Origin of the sequence: Ruegeria sp. HKCCE3926 (assembly GCF_017872515.1) — a bacterium.
Classification (GTDB): Bacteria; Pseudomonadota; Alphaproteobacteria; order Rhodobacterales; family Rhodobacteraceae; genus Ruegeria.
The window spans coordinates 1-16215 of record NZ_JAEDOU010000008.1; the positions used below are offsets into that span (position 1 = coordinate 1).

General features: G+C 53.1%; 12 protein-coding genes and 2 pseudogenes. 5 read left to right on the forward strand and 9 right to left on the reverse strand.

Going from position 1 to position 16215, the window contains the following annotated elements:
• Window positions 1-94: 94 nt before the first annotated feature.
• Both I9184_RS16990 and I9184_RS16995 read right to left on the reverse strand, forming a co-directional pair.
• Entirely contained in the window at window positions 95-799 is a 705-nt protein-coding gene (locus I9184_RS16990) for a hypothetical protein (RefSeq protein WP_209835247.1), read from the reverse strand.
• Window positions 800-1902: 1103 nt separating this feature from the next.
• Window positions 1903-3195 (reverse strand): Xaa-Pro peptidase family protein, encoded by a 1293-nt coding sequence (locus I9184_RS16995; RefSeq protein WP_209835248.1) that lies wholly within the window; start codon window positions 3193-3195, stop codon window positions 1903-1905.
• 94 nt (window positions 3196-3289) lie between these two features.
• Between I9184_RS16995 and I9184_RS21060 the strand changes: the two genes are divergently transcribed.
• Window positions 3290-4192, forward strand: a complete 903-nt coding sequence (locus tag I9184_RS21060) for a LysR family transcriptional regulator (RefSeq protein WP_209835249.1) — start codon at window positions 3290-3292, stop codon at window positions 4190-4192.
• A 982-nt stretch (window positions 4193-5174) separates the two neighbouring features.
• Window positions 5175-5942 (forward strand): FkbM family methyltransferase, encoded by a 768-nt coding sequence (locus I9184_RS17010; protein WP_209835250.1) that lies wholly within the window; start codon window positions 5175-5177, stop codon window positions 5940-5942.
• Between the two features lie 93 nt (window positions 5943-6035).
• Here I9184_RS17010 and I9184_RS17015 read toward each other — a convergent pair.
• Window positions 6036-6581 (reverse strand): annotated as a pseudogene (locus tag I9184_RS17015) (Tn3 family transposase); the annotation flags it as partial.
• Here I9184_RS17015 and I9184_RS17020 point away from each other — a divergent pair.
• Both I9184_RS17020 and I9184_RS17025 read left to right on the forward strand, forming a co-directional pair.
• A complete protein-coding gene (locus I9184_RS17020) occupies window positions 6581-7102 on the forward strand; it encodes an IS6 family transposase (protein WP_209835346.1) in 522 nt (173 codons plus the stop codon). The pseudogene I9184_RS17015 and the gene I9184_RS17020 overlap by 1 nt on opposite strands.
• Window positions 7103-7223: 121 nt before the next feature.
• The gene (locus I9184_RS17025) at window positions 7224-8072 is read left to right on the forward strand and encodes a CmcI family methyltransferase (RefSeq protein ID WP_209835251.1); all 849 of its coding nucleotides are present in this window, start codon (window positions 7224-7226) and stop codon (window positions 8070-8072) included.
• Between the two features lie 1149 nt (window positions 8073-9221).
• On the opposite strand, the gene I9184_RS17030 is transcribed toward I9184_RS17025, so the two are convergent.
• The 5 genes from I9184_RS17030 to I9184_RS17050 form a co-directional block, all read right to left on the reverse strand.
• Window positions 9222-9956 (reverse strand): glycosyltransferase family A protein, encoded by a 735-nt coding sequence (locus I9184_RS17030; RefSeq protein WP_209835252.1) that lies wholly within the window; start codon window positions 9954-9956, stop codon window positions 9222-9224.
• A 12-nt stretch (window positions 9957-9968) separates the two neighbouring features.
• Window positions 9969-11138 carry a glycosyltransferase family 4 protein gene (locus I9184_RS17035; RefSeq protein WP_209835253.1) on the reverse strand — a complete coding sequence of 390 codons (1170 nt, stop codon included), beginning with the start codon at window positions 11136-11138 and terminating at the stop codon, window positions 9969-9971.
• 424 nt (window positions 11139-11562) lie between these two features.
• Entirely contained in the window at window positions 11563-12480 is a 918-nt protein-coding gene (locus I9184_RS17040; RefSeq protein ID WP_209835254.1) for an NAD-dependent epimerase/dehydratase family protein, read from the reverse strand.
• 51 nt (window positions 12481-12531) lie between these two features.
• Window positions 12532-13518, reverse strand: coding sequence for a class I SAM-dependent methyltransferase (locus tag I9184_RS17045; protein ID WP_209835255.1), 987 nt, complete (start codon window positions 13516-13518; stop codon window positions 12532-12534).
• Between the two features lie 33 nt (window positions 13519-13551).
• Entirely contained in the window at window positions 13552-15009 is a 1458-nt protein-coding gene (locus tag I9184_RS17050; RefSeq protein ID WP_209835256.1) for a TylF/MycF/NovP-related O-methyltransferase, read from the reverse strand.
• Between the two features lie 61 nt (window positions 15010-15070).
• On the opposite strand from I9184_RS17050, the pseudogene I9184_RS20995 reads away from it, so the two are divergent.
• Window positions 15071-15309, forward strand: a pseudogene (locus I9184_RS20995) (IS3 family transposase); the annotation flags it as partial.
• A 537-nt stretch (window positions 15310-15846) separates the two neighbouring features.
• Here the strand turns inward: I9184_RS20995 and I9184_RS17055 are convergent.
• Window positions 15847-16086 carry a transposase gene (locus tag I9184_RS17055; protein ID WP_209835257.1) on the reverse strand — a complete coding sequence of 80 codons (240 nt, stop codon included), beginning with the start codon at window positions 16084-16086 and terminating at the stop codon, window positions 15847-15849.
• Window positions 16087-16215 lie beyond the last annotated feature (129 nt).

Consider the following 16215-nt stretch of genomic DNA (forward strand, 5'->3'; position numbering starts at 1 on the left):
GCGTGGTCGTTAGAAGGGGATAGGGAAGGAACGCTTGTCATGCCGTGACCATGACGACGCTTCCACAACAGGTCGAAGTGTGCTGATTTCGAATTTATTCCGGGATCGATACACTTGCCATTGCATCACGCCATTCTCGCCACCCCTGTATCTCGCTCCGGATTGTCTCGCCGCTGATCGTCGCTGGCGGATCGGACAGCAAGGGAACGATGGTATTCACGAAGTCTACAAGTGGGCCCCGACGTTCGGAAGTTATGCCGTCGGTGCTATAGCTGACCCGGCGACCGATGCGCTCCCAGAACTCGAAAATCTGCCGAAGGACAATGGTTCGTCTTTCGTCTCTGGCCCTCCGTTTGTCCGGTTCGTCGAGCGTGTGTGCGGAATGCTTCCCAGCGCTTCGGGTCAGGCTGTGGTCAATGTGTTCGACCGTGGTCACGGCGTTATGAAACATGCGGCGCCAAAACTCGTTGGGATCGTCTGCTCTCTGCCCTGCGTTCGGATAGTCGATGTGGAGATTTGAGAATCCTTGTGACGCTTTCTTCAAATAGTGCTCTGCCCGGCGGAGATCCTGTAAAAAGGCCTCCAACTGCTCCGGACCTTTTTCAATCTGTTTGACAATGGTAACTACGGATGTTTTGACGGTGTCCGGAGCCAGCGCAAACGCAAGTCTTTGTGACAGGTCGTCCAGTTTGCTGCGCTCGACACTAAACCTGATGGCCAGATCAGATTTCATGGCATCCTTCAACGCGCCTTCAGGGCCGTAGTTCCAGATGCCCCAGTTCACCGATTTTCTTGCCACGTTAGTCTGCTCCTCAGCACATTCTGTTCTTACATGTGGATCGTTTAGAACCACCAACCGCAGACCCTATACGGCTCAATAAGTGTTTTAAACCTCTCATCTGGCACGCAGCAGACGGTTCGAGACAGTCGGAGAGAAATGGGCTCGATCCCAATAGTGTACTGACCACAAAAACAAATTTGGATCGTCACACTTCGACCTTCCCATATACGTTTTCCACAGTGCTGCCAGACCTGCCGGAAGTCACCGACTGCTTCGTAAAGGTCCTGTGGCACGTGGTTTGGACCAACTGTTTTCCATCGATGCCGACAGGTCGAAAACAGTTGCCACGGTTTGCCTCTTCACCGGCCACTAAGAACAGGATATGTTCCGGGGACTACCCCATCCCGCGCCAGGTCGGCTCCTTCTGGACTGGCGCAGAAACGCGACAACGAAACCCACCGGCGGCCTGTCTTCCTCTACAAATGGAAATCGAGTTGATCGGGGACTGCCATTTCGCTTACGGGCTCTGGCGGGGCAGGTTTGAAGCCTGCGGGGAAGCGGCTGGCCACCGACAACAGGCATCGCGTGGATACGGACAGGAAGCGAAGGGCCTTCTCCCGCATGACGGGGGGAAGGAGCGGGGGCCGGGTATTGTCTGATAAATAGTTGGAGTAAAGTACCGCTTTCAGTGAAGAGCGAGAGAAGCACATGCCCCGGCGGGCTATCTAGCACACCACCCCAAGTCTATGGCCGTTTTGAGTGTCTGACGTCAGACACTTGTGGTGTACTGCGGTAAACACGGCTTTTCTTACCAAGATTTACAAGAAATCATAGCAGAACGAGGCATTGACTACGTTCTCGGCGTTGCCTTCCGTTTGATGGCCAAATAGGCAAACTTACCACTTCGGCCATTCCGTATACGTTGCTGGACCAGATCGACCTGTCCTTCTTCAAACAATGTGCGGGCTGTGTTTGCCAGCATCACGTTCGTCAGAAACCAGCCCCGAGCATAGACTACCTTTACCCCCGGAGCCGCCCGCTCAATCGCTTCAACCAGCGCTTGCGCGGGTGAAGCGCTGTCCGAAATGTCTATGGTTTCTAAATGGGTTGCATGCATCGGATCACATTTGCGGTAGCGGTAAAGCCGGATAAAAAGCCTTGTCCATCAATTCTTCTTCGAAAGGGAACTCTGACAGCAGTTCGACACCGGATTCGGTGACCAACACTTGCTGTTCCAGCTTGACGCCTTCGTGGCCACCGTCTTCACCAATATAGCTTTCTACACAGATGGTCATTCCTGCCTCTATTACACCGTCATAGCCGGCATTGGGGAAATCGCCACAGTGATAGAGATAGGGGTATTCTCCAGTCATGCCGCAACCATGGGACGAAAGATAATAGCGGTTGGCATAGTATTTCTCAGGGATATCCCAAGCGCGATCTGCGTAGTCACGAAATGTCATGCCCGCCTTAAGAATACCCATGTTGTGGTACACCTGTTCCAGCGCGGTTTGATACAAGCTCTTTTGTAAGTTGGTTGGCTTGTTCGGTCCGGAATGAAAGGTGCGGGAAAAGTCACTGTAGTAACCATGACAGCCCACAACATCTGTATCTAAAGCGACCAGTTCGTTACTTCCGATCAGGTTGTTGGCGGTTTCCTGAAACCAAGGGTTTGTGCGTTCGCCTGCGCTGAGTAGCCGTGTTTCACAATAATCGCCATTTTGTTCGATCACCGATTTATGAAGCACCGACCAGAGTTCGTTTTCTGTGAGGCCGGGTTTCAACGCGCCGCGCAGTTTTCCAACACCAATTTCCGCTGCACGCAATGAGGCACGTACACACTTCATCTCTTCTTCCGATTTGATGGCGCGCGCCATTTCTACTGGTTCCTGCGCATCGACGATCTTGAATCCGGCCTCTTGCATGGCAATGGCTGTACCTGCGTTCAGCCGCTCCATACCAACGATAGTACCTTTGCCGAGGAGACCCACAATCAGATCACCCACCTCCCGAGCCCATTCTCTTTCACGTGACGCAATATGCGGACCGGCTGCAACAAAACTTGCAGTCTTGGCAGGGCGTACCTCGTCTATGGTCTCGTAACCATCCGCCAGATGCATACATCCTGTAAATTCAAACAGGATCGAGCGGTCAGCAGTCAACAGCAGATAGCGAGACGGTGCATTGCGCATCGAAAAAATCTGCATGTTGCGGGTGCCTGTGGCATAACGAATATTGATTGGATCAGACAGGATTACCGCACCAATATTGCGCTTGGCCATTTCGGCCCTCACTCGACCCAATCGGTACTGGCGAACTGCCGTTAAGTCGATACCCTCGCTCTCAGGTGAGCGATCAAGCAATGCAATCCCGGAAAGATCGCTGCGTTCTGCGTGCCAGTCGAAGTTTGCCATTTGAAGCTCCGAAAAAATGTTTCGGCTTATGATAGAAAATCTTGTAGCAAGGTGTAAAATTCCGAATAATCAGAAAATTGCCCAACTTTAAGTTATGAAAAGCTATCGCCACTCCTTGCCACCACTAGATAGCCTGATCTTCTTTGAAGCATCGGCACGTCACCTGAGCTTTTCTGATGCAGCGCAAGAATTGTTGGTCACTCAAACCGCCGTCAGCAAACGAATTCGTCAGTTGGAGGAGCACCTTGGCGTGGCCCTATTCGTACGAACTGGGAGGGTAATTGATCTGACAGACGAGGGCCGCAAATTAGCCGATCAGAGCGCAATTCTATTAGACTTCGCCCAGAGAGCCCTAGCCAGCATCGCGACGCGCCCCGATGCCCCGCTTCGGATTGCCGCAAACAGTGCAGTATCGTTGTTCTGGTTGGGGCCGAGGCTTAAGGACTTTGGATTGTCCGAGCATGCTTGCCCGGTTGAACTGGTATCTACTGACCAACCTGGTACGCTTCAAGATGGTTCCAATGACATAGCCATCCTGCATGGAACCGGGGAATGGCCGGGACGTGTGGCTAGCCCCTTAGTTCCCGACCTACTGGTTCCAGTTATTGCCCCCTCGCTTGCTGATAAGGCGAGTATAATGTCTGGTCAGTCTCTTTCGTTGATTGAAGCAAAGGAATTGGCGCCATTGCTGAACTTCCCACGTGTTACCCCAGACTGGACAAACTGGGACAATTGGGAAAACACGGGTTTGGTATCAGGGTGGCCACGCATCGAATGCGGAACATATGCACGTTCGATCGGAGCGTCTTTACAAGGGACGGGCATCGCCCTTGCTAACCCGCATTTTCTGTCTGCTGAACTGAACGAAGGATCACTTGTCCAACTTGGCCCGTCGGCGCAATCCACACGATGCGCGTACTTCTTAACTTACGCGGACACCCCATTGCGACCAGGCGTTGAGCGATTTCTGGATTATTTGGCTATCTTACCAGACTAAGTCTTTTTGGCGCAAATCCTCCTTTTGACTACTGGTTTGTTTTCGGAATTAACCGGCACCGCAGAACACATCAGAAATCTGGCAGGGGATTGAATGAATTTCCCCCGACGCTGTCGTCAAGCCCAGGGTACGCCGAGCTGTCTTGGCGATTGTTGCTAGGATAAGTAGCTGGCTCGGCTAAGTCTATTCGGGCCCGAGTTCAACGCCTAAGGAAACGGCGGTCCTATTCGACAACTATTTTTGCCAACTGAATATCTCCTTCGGCATCAAGCAGCCATGAATCTTAATGATCTTGTCACTTGCTTCGATACCGTAAGTGTTAGTGCCCCTTCCGCAAACGACAGTTTTTACAAGACGGTCACGGGTTTAAAAATCTTGGTAAAAATCTCGTAAACCCTGCAATGTTGCCGCGTTTCAATAAACGATTGCGAAAAAAAAGGCGGCGTGGAAACCCACACCGCCAGTCGGGGAGATAGAACGAAATTTGCTATTTCTTCAAAGCATCGATCAGTCGAACGAGTGCCGCCATGCCCGGATCTTCCAGGCCAATCGATTTGTCAGCATATACTCGAGCCCGGCCGATCTTGTTGGGCTTGTCTTTGTAAGTGTCGCGCGCTTCTTACGCGGCGATGGCTGCTGCAGTGTACAACGCTTCCGGATCCACTAGTCCTTTTGTGGCGGTGATAACTGCATCCATGGAGTCAAGTATTGTCTTGTCCCCTAGGTTGGCACCGCCTCTTGAAATCATTGCGTCTTGCGCCCTTGGGAGATCATTGGACTTGCTTACTTGGAGCTTCGCAAGGTTTTGCCGTAAATTTCGCTCATGCTAGAACGCCAAGCGGCCAACCGACCATTAATCGGCCATGCAACAAACATCTCGGCCAGGCCGCGTGTCTCTCAACCAATTTCGCAGGTTGCTTTCGAGCGCTACATGCTAGAAATACTTGGAGTAGGGTAACCGCTTCAGAGAGCGGAAGAACGCGTGCGAAAGGCTGTAGTTGTGAAGCACCAAGCTATACAAGACGACTTAATTTACGATTTTGGCGTGCACAAAGGATATGATACAGAGTTCTATCTCAAAAAAGGGTTTCGCGTGCTTGGCCTCGAAGCCGTGCCAGAACTGTACAACGCGGCGGTTGAAAACATCAGTGCGTTCGGAACCCGTGCGACACTTATTAACAAGGCCCTGTATCACCGGGCAGGCGAGACAGTTTCTTTCTTTACGGTTCCCAATAAGGATGACTGGGGCAGCCTGGATCGCAACATCGCCGAAAAAGGCGTGGAGACTGCGGTCGAGATCGAGGTTCAGACAGTGGATCTCATGACCCTCTTCGAGACCTATGGCACACCGTATTATCTCAAATGTGACATGGAGGGCGGCGATTTGATCATGCGTGAGCAGCTCTTGTCCTGCGTGCAGCGACCTCGTTTTGTGTCAATCGAGATGAACGACGGGAACGAACCCGACATCTTGATTAAATGCGGCTATGAGGTTGGACAGATCGTCAACCAGTGGTTTAATCCATTCAAGACCCCGCCGAAGCCCCCGCGCGAGGGCAGCTTTGTCGAGGCACAGTTCACGGGCGAAATGAGCGGGCTTTTTGGACGCGAGCTGGACCCTGCCAAGTGGCGCCCGCTAAGCGAGATTGCCGACATCTACCGCCAATGGCACACATTGCGGGCGCTCGACCAGGAGCTTGCCCCCGGCTGGCTCGATCTACATGTCTGCCGGGCCGCGGCCCTTGCCTGATGGCCTATGCCCGCTGCGCTGACCAAGCCACTCTTAACCGACATTCCCCACGGCGCATGGCCAATTTGCCAAGCCGCAGTACCGGGTCTCCACCTAAATCTTAAAACGCGATTCCAGGCTTTGCATCCATTCCAGGGCAAACAAGGTCCGCTCTAACCGCCCCAGTTTACGTAGGGCGATTGCTAGTCCGTTTTGCCGCGGGTATGCGGACAAGCTTTTGAGGATCGCTGATGCGGTGGTGGTCCCGGCCTTGATGGACGTTGCCAGCCTGAGGATCTCGGGCCAGTTTTCGACAATGTGACCTGCTTTGATGGTGCCGCCAATGAAGGGTGCCATGATGGGCAGGGATTTCATGCCGGGCAGGAGATACAATTTGCGATCCTTGAAGTTTCGAAAACGCGGTGCGAAACGGAAGCCCAAGAGATAACACAGGGCAAAGACCTGATCCGTCGCGCCACCAGTGTCCACATGATGCTCTTCGATTGCGACGCCCGATTGGTGGCGAAGCAGACCATCCAAAACAAAGGGCGCTTCGCTTTCTGTAGCGTTGATGACCGTCGAGTGGAACGGGCTGAACTGATCGGAGATGTGGGTGTAAAACTTGAGACCCGGGGCACGCCCGTATTTTGCGTTGATATCTGCCGAGCTTCACCGCGAGCGCGCAATCGAAGAAGCGATCAACGCTGAGTTTCTGGCGCATGGACGAAACCTATCTCCGTGTGCGCGGGAAGTGGATGTATCTCTATCGAGCGGTCGACAAAGCGGGAAACACCCTTGATTTCATGCTGTCTGAGCGACGAAATCGTCCAGCAGCAACCAGGTTCTTTGCCAAAGCACTGTCGTCCAACGGGATCCCAAACAAAATCGTCATCGACAAAAGTGGCGCAAATGCAGCTGGCATTCGAGAAGTGAACAGAATCCTGAAGCGGTTCCGTTGCCCAGCCAAAGTACAGACGATTAGGTCCAAATTTTTGACCGACATGAACAAACAGGGCCATCGGTTCAAAAAACGACGTGTTCGGCACATGTGTGGGTTTAAGTCGTTCGAATCCGCTTCCGCCACTTTGGTCAGCATCGAGGTCGCCAACATGATCCGGAAGCGGCAATTCTCTAGTGATACGACTTCCGGCTTTCGGATGTTTGCTGAGATCGCAGGATAACTGCGTCTAGCATATCGCTGGCTTTCGTCGTTCCAAAAGTTTGCGATACTACCTCTTGTCTTACATGAATCCTAGCGTCAGTATGCCAGTGACATTGTTCCGCTCGGGATATGTTACACAAATGGATAAACAAATGACGTCGAAACCAAATCCCTCAACATCGCTACCAACCGAGCCGGCTCAGATGCAGGTTGTTGCAGCGCAGGAAGACCCCGCCGAAGCACTCGACCCGCTCGCTGAACACACTTTGAACCCCGATGTGCGTCCGCAAGAGCAGAACATCGACAATGAAGAAGGTGCTTTCGGTACGACCCCGCCTGTGCCGAGACCATTTGGATCAACTTTCACGCCAGACATCTTAGCCGCTTACCATGCTGGTGTGATGAAGTATCAGTACCGGGGAGTGACATGTCTCAAGAGTCCCATTGATCTCGCCGTCTATATGTTGATCCTTTTTGAGAAGAAGCCGGGCACCATCGTGGAAATTGGATCGTTCCACGGTGGCGCTGCGATGTTCTATCGAGACATCACCCGAGCATGGGGACTTGATACCCAGGTCATCACCGTGGATTTCCGCTCTAACCAGTATCAAGACGAGCAGGTTGGGACGGAAGGGATCGAATTTGTGCAGACCGACGCACTAAAACTCGATGGTAGCGATTTGGAAGAGCGACTGAAAACCGCGCCAAGGCCGTGGATGGTGATCGAGGATAGTGCGCATACGTTTGAAGTGTCATACGCGGTATTGGAATACTTCAAATCACGCATGCAAACGGGTGAATGCCTTATTGTCGAAGATGGCATCATCGAGGATCAAGGTGCGAATTGGCGTTATGATGGTGGCCCGAACCGCGCTGTTCATGAGTTTTTCTTAAATAATCCCGATGAGTATCGCCTTATGGATAACTACAACGACTTTTTCGGATATAATCTTTCATTCAATCCAAACGGATATCTGGAAAAAACCTGAACAACTTTTAGCGCTCAAGCGGGCGCGCTAGGACGACAGATTCTGGAGGATGTTTCGTGATAGTGCGACTGGGAACGACTAAGCTTGAGCGACTTCCTGCTGAGAGGTCCGGTATCGCCAGAATGCGATCCGTAGAGGCAACCCAATTCTTGATTGGTAGCAGTGCCTAAGCGGCCGGGCGGAAGGGTTCCTTCAACCGGCAGCTACGTCCGCGACCGGGTCATTGCTGACCCTGAAAGCACTACAGGTCGTACGAATGGCGGGAATGCGAAACCTGGAACCTCACGGCAGGTCCTTCAATCACCGGCATCCAAGCGCAATGTCCAATTCGGGCAATGTCCACAAACCGCAGTTTCCTGCCGTTCAGGCGTTCCTGCCCTACGGCAACTCCGTCCCGCGTCTTGCTCATTGCTTGACGAAATCTCGCTGCGCCCGGTGCCAATGGCCGCATTCTACGCCGCATTGCAGAACTCAGGATGATGCATGCGCGGCAAAATCCCTGCTGCGAGCGCGCGCAGCAAGAAAACCCCAGGTACTACTCGGGCTCGTTCGTTGAATTTGCCGCGCTTTGCCCGAACGGCTGGTCTGGGAAACGGGGGTTTCCCAGACACCGCGACGTCCCAGAACACTCGCCCAGAGACCTTGAATAATATTGTCCGGAAGTCCCGTCCGAGTATCTACGTTCAGCGCCGCAATTCTCAGATGGGAAGCCAGACGTATGCAGGCGCTTAAAAACAAGTCCAAAATCCTATTCGCATTTAATGTGAACCCGGGGCGGATGATTGCAAGCTGGTCGCACACAATCTGGGCTCATTCTCAAATAATGTGGGTTTGGCGCCCCGGATAGTCGCAGTTAATTCGGGCGAGAATCCGGGATGTTTGCAAGCCGAACGGATTGTGATTGCAGGTCATTACACTTAACCACCGATTTCAGAATGCTCTGGTGAAGAATCTGTCTTGTTCACCTCCAGATTCTGTTTGCGCTCCAGGAGGCGGCCATACACTCGACTCGGTGCTGTTGGGTCTAACAGGCGTCGACCCCTTGAAAGCGTGCGCAGACGGCAAAGTGGCAGCGTAATTGCCCCACACTTTGCGGTGCCTCCCACTCGTGGGGGCTCAGGTCTATTGCAACCCAAATATCGCTGTCGTTCAGGTCCAGGAGTCCTGCAGGCGCAGGATTTCGCCATCGCCCAAAGGCGCACGAATGCCGCCGACGGAATCCACCTTGCTCATCTGAGAATCGGTCCGCGCTCGTTTGAAATGCATGGTGCCCGCCACAGGTTTGTGAGGAATACCTTTGGCAATCGTGATCGCGTTCCAGTGCCAGTCTTCGTGGCCAAACCCCTTGGAAAGCTCGTTGGCTTCAAACGGGGTATCCCGATAGATCTGAGTTTTGGCAAGACTGAGTGAATCCCAGTAGTTGCTCCAATCCAGATAGGATTTGTCAAAACCGTCGCTTTCTGAATCCATGTGCCAGAACATGAGTCTCTGGAACCCAAAAACCATGTTGCAGGCGGAATGGTGAATGGCATCGGGACGTTTCCGGGCGGCCGCGATAGCCGCTGAAATCCAGTTTTCAGACCACAGATCATCGGCATCCAGAAAACACGCATGTTCGCCCGTGGCGGCGGCAATTCCAGTGTTCCGTGCGAGACCGGGATCGCCAGTCGCACTTTCGACGTATTTTGCGCGTTCGCCCAATGCGCCGTTCAGAACATCGCGGGTCAGGTCATCGGCAATGTCCAGAACCACGATGATCTCGCAGCTGATATCCGCCTTTTCAGCGTCTGCCACAGCGGCCAAAAGACTGCGCGCCGCAGGCCCGGCCATAAGGCCTTCGCGATGCGCTGTGACAATGGCTGATACATGAGGTTGATCCGTCATGATATATACGCCTTAAATTGAATCAATTGAATCGACAAAAGCCTGCATCGAATGTCTTTCCCGCACGCGTTGCTGAAGCGCGCGGCCGCGCGACACGCGGGCCTCGGGATCATCAATCATAGCGCGAATCTGAGCGACATACTCATCGACACTTGCGGTTTCCGGAACAAGCCAGCCGGTTTCCTCGTCAATGAGTTCAGGGACGCCTCCGACGGCGCTGGCTGCGATCGGCATGCCCAACGCGCCCAATTCAATGAGGATTGTCGGCAGCCCATCCCATTCAGATGTGTAAAGCCAGCCGTCACAATCCCCCAAAGGCAACTCATCATAATCCTTAAAGGGAGGATTAAGGTGAAGATTTTCAGGCGCCTTTTTCATCGAAGGGGCTTTGTCGAGAACGGCCTTGCCCCAGCACAGAAAGTCGACATCCGGCATCCCGCGGGCGATCTGTACCACCAGATCAAAACGTTTTTGACGATCAAGCCGCCCACCCCACAAGATGCGGGGGCGGCTGCGATCCGGTTCTGACTTGTGGCGTTCGGAAACCGGCAGTTGCTCGGCGTCGACCTGGGCGGGCGTATAGATGGTTTTCAGACGCTGGGTTTCTGACAGCGGCAGGGAGAACCGGTTCTCGAGTATGTTTGCCAAATATTTCGTATCGAGGATTGCCGCATCCAGGTAGCGGAAAATGTTGTGGAAAAACAGAACAGGATAGCCTGTTTCGCTGCCGTTCTCGGTCCGGTCCGCGCAGAAATAGTACGCATACAGCTTGAACTGGCTGGCAAGCTGGGCCCCATAGGACACCATGGTCTCAAACGCCAAGCGGCTGTTGACGTTAAAGATTTGTGGCGCGGCGATTTCGGTGAGAATGACGTAAAGCGCGCGGTGGCGGACCGGGATGCCTTGGTGTTGGTTCTGGATGTCTTTCAGATACGGGGAAATATCAATGGAATCGACATCTTCCGGGTACCAGTGCGGGCAATCCCAGTGCGAGTCGTCGGTGCGAAGAATTAAAACTTTCTTGGATTTGACTAACGCTCGAACCAGGATGGCGGCGACCAAATCCGCGCCGCCCATGCGGCCGGCGGGCATCAGAACAACCGAGTCGTATCGTGATTTTGGCAGGATCTTGGTCGCCTCACGCAATTTTTCGTAGCCTGCATCATTCGCACGCGGCTTCAAATGCGGCTCATCGCCGGTAAGTTCCCCGATTTCGGGATCAAAGCTGCGGGCTTTCGCAACCAAGCTCAGCATCTCAGCGGACATGAAAAAGTCGTCCCCCCGTGACGCTTTTCGCGGCGTGGTGGTGTCAACCTGATGCGCCGTCTCGTTGCGCAAGCGCCGCTTCTTTATTGAGCGCCGCAATCTGCGCGAGAAATCGCGCGGGAAATATTTGATCTTTCTGCCCAATTGGCGAAATAGCCAAGACGATCGCGTCGAATTCCGTTCAAAATATGCGAGCCTGTCGTAAAGGTATTCGATTTCATCTGGTTGAGGCATCTGAATTTCGGTCCTATTTGATGGCCAAAAATGTAGAGGGTCGCACGTTATTTCTTATGGTCTTCTGAGTACTGCCTATATTAGCAGTGTGTAATGCATTTGCACATTAACTGGATGTGTTTTGCAACCATTGCCAGGTTTGTTCCAAGGCTCGGTCGAAATCTGCCGATGGGGCCCAGTCAAAAAGCGTCTTGGCCCAAGAGATATCCAAAACGGAATAGCGCACATCGATTTTTCGACCAGGTTTGAAAACAGGCTCAAGCGGCGTTTTGGTCACGCGCGAGATCGCATCGATCACGTCGAGCAGGGATCGGCCCTGTCCAGACCCCGCATTCACGGCCCCGCAATAATCGGTCTCGGCGGCCTTAACGCAAAGATCGGCCAGATCTTCGACATACAGGTAATCTCGTACGACCTGCCCGTCCCCCCAAATCTCGATCGGTTCATTTTCGTAGATGCGTCTCAAGAACGTGGAAATGACACCCTGAACGCCTGTATGTGCCTGACGTGGGCCAAAGGGGTTGGCAGCGCGAATTGCGATCGGCTTTAGCCCATGACTCTTTTGGTACATGTTCAGGTATTGCTCGATCGCGACCTTAACGATTCCATACGAGTTTATTGGGTTAAGAGGGTGATCTTCGGGAATAGGATGTCCTGGGGCTGGTCCATAAACGGTGCCCCCTGACGACAGATAGACCAGACGTTCGATCCCCATCGAGTTCATCGATTCAATTAGGCTTAGCGTGCCGATCAAATTCCCGGTAACATCCGCTTTGGGGTCCAGATTGGCCGTACCGGGAAAAGTCGTGCTGACGAGATGAAAGACCGCGTCCTTGCCGTTCAGGGCTTCGGCTATAGCCATCTTGTCCTGAAAGTCGCCCAGAAAAAATTCTACCCCCGGCAGGGGGTCTCGAAATTTGTCTGGCACGCGATCAAAGACCGTGACCGTGTGCCCGCCGGCAAGCAAAGCATCGACAACATGTGAGCCGATGAATCCATTGCCTCCCAACACAATAGCACGCATGATATTTCTCTCTTACAAAAGGTCCTTACGTTCGACGAACGTATCTGCTGCTCAGAGTGGTTTCCGCATCAGCATCACATCCTGAAAGCTCGGATGACGTCTGCGCAATTCCAGCAATTCCAGCTGACGCGTCCAATGACTGGTCAAATAGTCGGACTTGTAAAAGACATTCGAGGAATACGACCGCTCAGCCAGCCAACGCAGCACCATGCGATCGCCTTTGAAGTTCCGATTTTCATCCAAAAGCGATGGTGAATCCGGGTGATCCATCGTCGGTTTCCAAAGCGGCCAGCCTTCGTTCATATCGGCCAGCGTATGTTCTGTATGCACCGTCAGCCAGGCAATGCCCCCAGGTTTGAGGACGCGACGAATTTCAGCAAGCCATCCGGTTTCAAGTGCTTCGATATGCGTAAAGACGCTATAGGCTGTAACCGCATCCAGTGAATTGTCTTCAATCGGCAGCGACGGAATCGAATGGTTCTGGAACACAGAGCAGTTCGGCGGGAGATGTGCGTTGCACCATTCGACGTGAAGACGGTTGATATCACAGCCGATGGCCCGACAATTCGGGTTTTCCAGTGCCAAATGGCGCAGCACGCGCCCCGAAGCACATCCAAGATCAAGACAGGCTTTTAGCTCGCCGGTGCCATGTTGTCTTACAACATCGTCCAAAAGCCGGGCATCTTTCAGGCCGCTTGCCCAATAGCTAAAGTGGTCTGTGCCATAATACCCTTCCCTATCCGCGGTTTCAGGGATCGGATAGTGATCGCGTTCAAGCGCGGCGTGATAATTGAGATCGCCCCAATCAGCTGCTCTGGAATCTGTCGCCAGATATTCACCGGCCCGGGACAGCAATTCAAAGTTCGGTTCAACGTCGGAGTTCAGTGTTACTAGGTTTTCCCAGATATTTGCCATGGATTCAGAGTCCTCCCGCTGATGTGATGCGGTTTCTGTTGCTTGGGGGCTTTTATCAGCCATTGCCGGTGCTGGAGCGCTTTTGCGGTTCAGTACCTTGATGGCCCTGGAAATACGATTCATGTGCCCACTCGTTTTGGTTGGTACTGGAATGTTTTAGGCGAAGTATTTTTGTAGATGTCCAGGCCACGGGTGTGGCACGTTTGGATCGGGTATGTGATCCGGAACGGTCACATTGCCTCTCCATGCAACACCCATGATCTGCATTGTATTTATTATGCGTGTTTCAAACCCGGCTTTGCGAAAAACGTCAAGCCCGGCTTCGACAAATGGTGACGTCAAGTCGTGGAACATGACCATGCAATCTTCTGCGAGATGTGGCAGAACTCCGCGCGCATCATCGCGCGGAGCATGGTCATCATGGTTGCCGTCAATGAAGGCAAAGGACCAAGGTTCAGGATCCGAATCCCTTACCTTGCTAATGCATTGGGGCGACGACTCTGCCCAAAGCGTATAGCCATTTGATCCCGGAACTTTGTCCAAGACATTGCGAACGTCCCAATCAACATCTGGCATCGAGAATGCGGGATCGACGCAATCCAAACGAAGGCCCGCCGCCATAAGATGCGCAGCGGTCCAGCCATAATAGGTACCGATTTCGATTCCGCGCTTGCCGGCAAATTGCTTGGCAAATGTATAAAGACAGGCCGCTTCTTCAACTGACGCATTCCCGGTGACATAGCCCTTGTGTCGGTCGTCATACCGCCACACATGGGGGGCAGAGCAACGAAGATAGGGCCAGTTTACCGTCCAAGGATTCCCGGCAACAGCGTGGGGAAACAGCGAATGCAGATCGGGCGGTTCCATCCCCGGCGGGATGTAGTCATAGCGCTCGATCTCTGTCGTACCCGTGGGTTCGATCTTAACTGCACCCCGACCCGTATAGTCGATGACCCACAGCATCGGGCGTTTGTGACCTGTTTCTTCAACCGTCTGGAAATACTCTTCCACGGCCTTTTGGGCGCCTTGCCAATGGCCATAGTCGTCAATGATCATAACGCCGCCTTGGGACAGGCGCGGATATAAATGGTTCAGCTCGGCCAGTGTGCTGTCGTAAAAATCCGTATCAAGCCGCAGCAACGCGATGTCGAGCGTTTGCGTCTTGAGAAGTGTGTCGCAGACATTCCCTTCGACAAAACGAACAAGACGCATGTCATAGCCGGTGCTTTCGACAGCCTCGCGAACTTGGTCAAGCGGAGCTTCGGCTTTGACGAGTTCCGCGATTTCGGGGCCGTGTTTGCCTGCCATGAGAACAGAGGCATGATCCCCGCTGATATCGATATCTTCGGGCAGTGGGTCAGACATGCCCGAGAACGTGTCGAAAAGCACAATATCACGTGCGGCACCGCGCTGATTGAGCGCCAAAGCGATCAGCATCGCTGACCCGCCCTTCCAAACCCCGCATTCGACAATGCACCCTTTGATGTCGTTGTCGATTACCGTGTTGACGGCACACCACAATGCATACCCGCGTTCGCGGCTGGTCATGGTGTAATCTTTGACGGTCTCCCATGCTGCATCGAACTCAGGATCTGTTATTTTCAAGTCGGACATGCAGGTTCAAATCCCCAAGCAGCACATTGAAGCGATAGATAGCCGTTTGCTGTTCGGGGGTAAAGCGCAGAAAGCCGTTCGGCTTACGAAGGAAAACGAGCGATTGTGACGCGCGGTGTCTGATCTGACGTTGGACAAGCTTATCCTAGCGGAAGCCGCAAAGGGAAACTTCTAAACCCAGCTCACCGCTGAGCTTGCATCGATAACACACGCAGCCAGTTCAAGGTATCCGAATGCGGGGACTGTCTGGTGATGGGACAACATCGATCCACCCAACGGCGTATCCTGCAAGGTCGTGCAAGCGCAGTGATTTTGCGTCACAACCTCACCGTGTTTCGTTCGAAGCAATCAAACGTATTGGTCAATGAAATCTGTGGACACGATAGGGGTGTGAAGGATGTGAATACAGCTTCGAACCAATACACAGGAACGGTGGTTTTCCATGGCTCGATTAGAACTGTCACCAATGCAGAAACGGCACCTTGGTAAGATCATTTTTGATATCTCAACCGACAAAGTCGATGTGCAATAAATCGGCATACTAGGTCTGCTTCGCGAGTGGGGAGTGAGTGTTCCCGACGAGGTTCAAGAAATAAAGTTTCACGGCTCGACCGAGGAAGTCTTGCACATGGTTGTGCCAGAACCCAGCGATGTTACTCAGGACGTCCGGGAGCAAGAGGTAGTCATAAGAAACGAGCACGCGGCTTATGTGGAGGCGAAAGAGGAAATCGACCGGGAGAAAGAGAGCAATGGAAGGATCCCGGATCGAACTGTTTCAAAGGCCTATTTGGAGTTGATCGGGCATCAAGCACTTTCGTACTGCGCACGATTGCGGGACTAGGCAGCCGACTCATAAAACTCGATCCACAGCCTGACCGAGGCCAGTTTGATCATCGACAGGACGTTTCGTGATGTCTTCTCGTATTGGGTTGCGATGCGGCGGAACGAGGATTTCAGTCTGCCAAAGAAGCGCTCGATCTTGTTGCGCTCTCGGTAGATTTCAGGGTCAAATTCGGCGGGTAGTTTGCGGTTGACCTTCGGAGGGATCACGTCGATTGCCCCCTGTTCCCAGATCATGTCCCTGATCTAGTCTGCATCATATGCCTTGTCCGCCAACACATGTTGGCCTGGTTGCAGGTTGTCCAAGAGCGTCTTGCACGGCGGCGCGTCATGGGCTTGGGCGGGTGTCAATTCATATCGGATTAG

Bases quoted from the DNA above. Each gene is read 5' to 3' on its own strand.
- I9184_RS17040 (WP_209835254.1), bottom strand. From the start codon at position 12,480: ATGCGTGCTATTGTGTTGGGAGGCAATGGATTCATCGGCTCACATGTT.
- I9184_RS21060 (WP_209835249.1), top strand. From the start codon at position 3,290: ATGAAAAGCTATCGCCACTCCTTGCCACCACTAGATAGCCTGATCTTC.
- I9184_RS17045 (WP_209835255.1), bottom strand. From the start codon at position 13,518: ATGAATCGTATTTCCAGGGCCATCAAGGTACTGAACCGCAAAAGCGCT.
- I9184_RS16995 (WP_209835248.1), bottom strand. From the start codon at position 3,195: ATGGCAAACTTCGACTGGCACGCAGAACGCAGCGATCTTTCCGGGATT.
- I9184_RS17025 (WP_209835251.1), top strand. From the start codon at position 7,224: ATGGATAAACAAATGACGTCGAAACCAAATCCCTCAACATCGCTACCA.
- I9184_RS17030 (WP_209835252.1), bottom strand. From the start codon at position 9,956: ATGACGGATCAACCTCATGTATCAGCCATTGTCACAGCGCATCGCGAA.
- I9184_RS17055 (WP_209835257.1), bottom strand. From the start codon at position 16,086: ATGATCTGGGAACAGGGGGCAATCGACGTGATCCCTCCGAAGGTCAAC.
- I9184_RS17050 (WP_209835256.1), bottom strand. From the start codon at position 15,009: ATGTCCGACTTGAAAATAACAGATCCTGAGTTCGATGCAGCATGGGAG.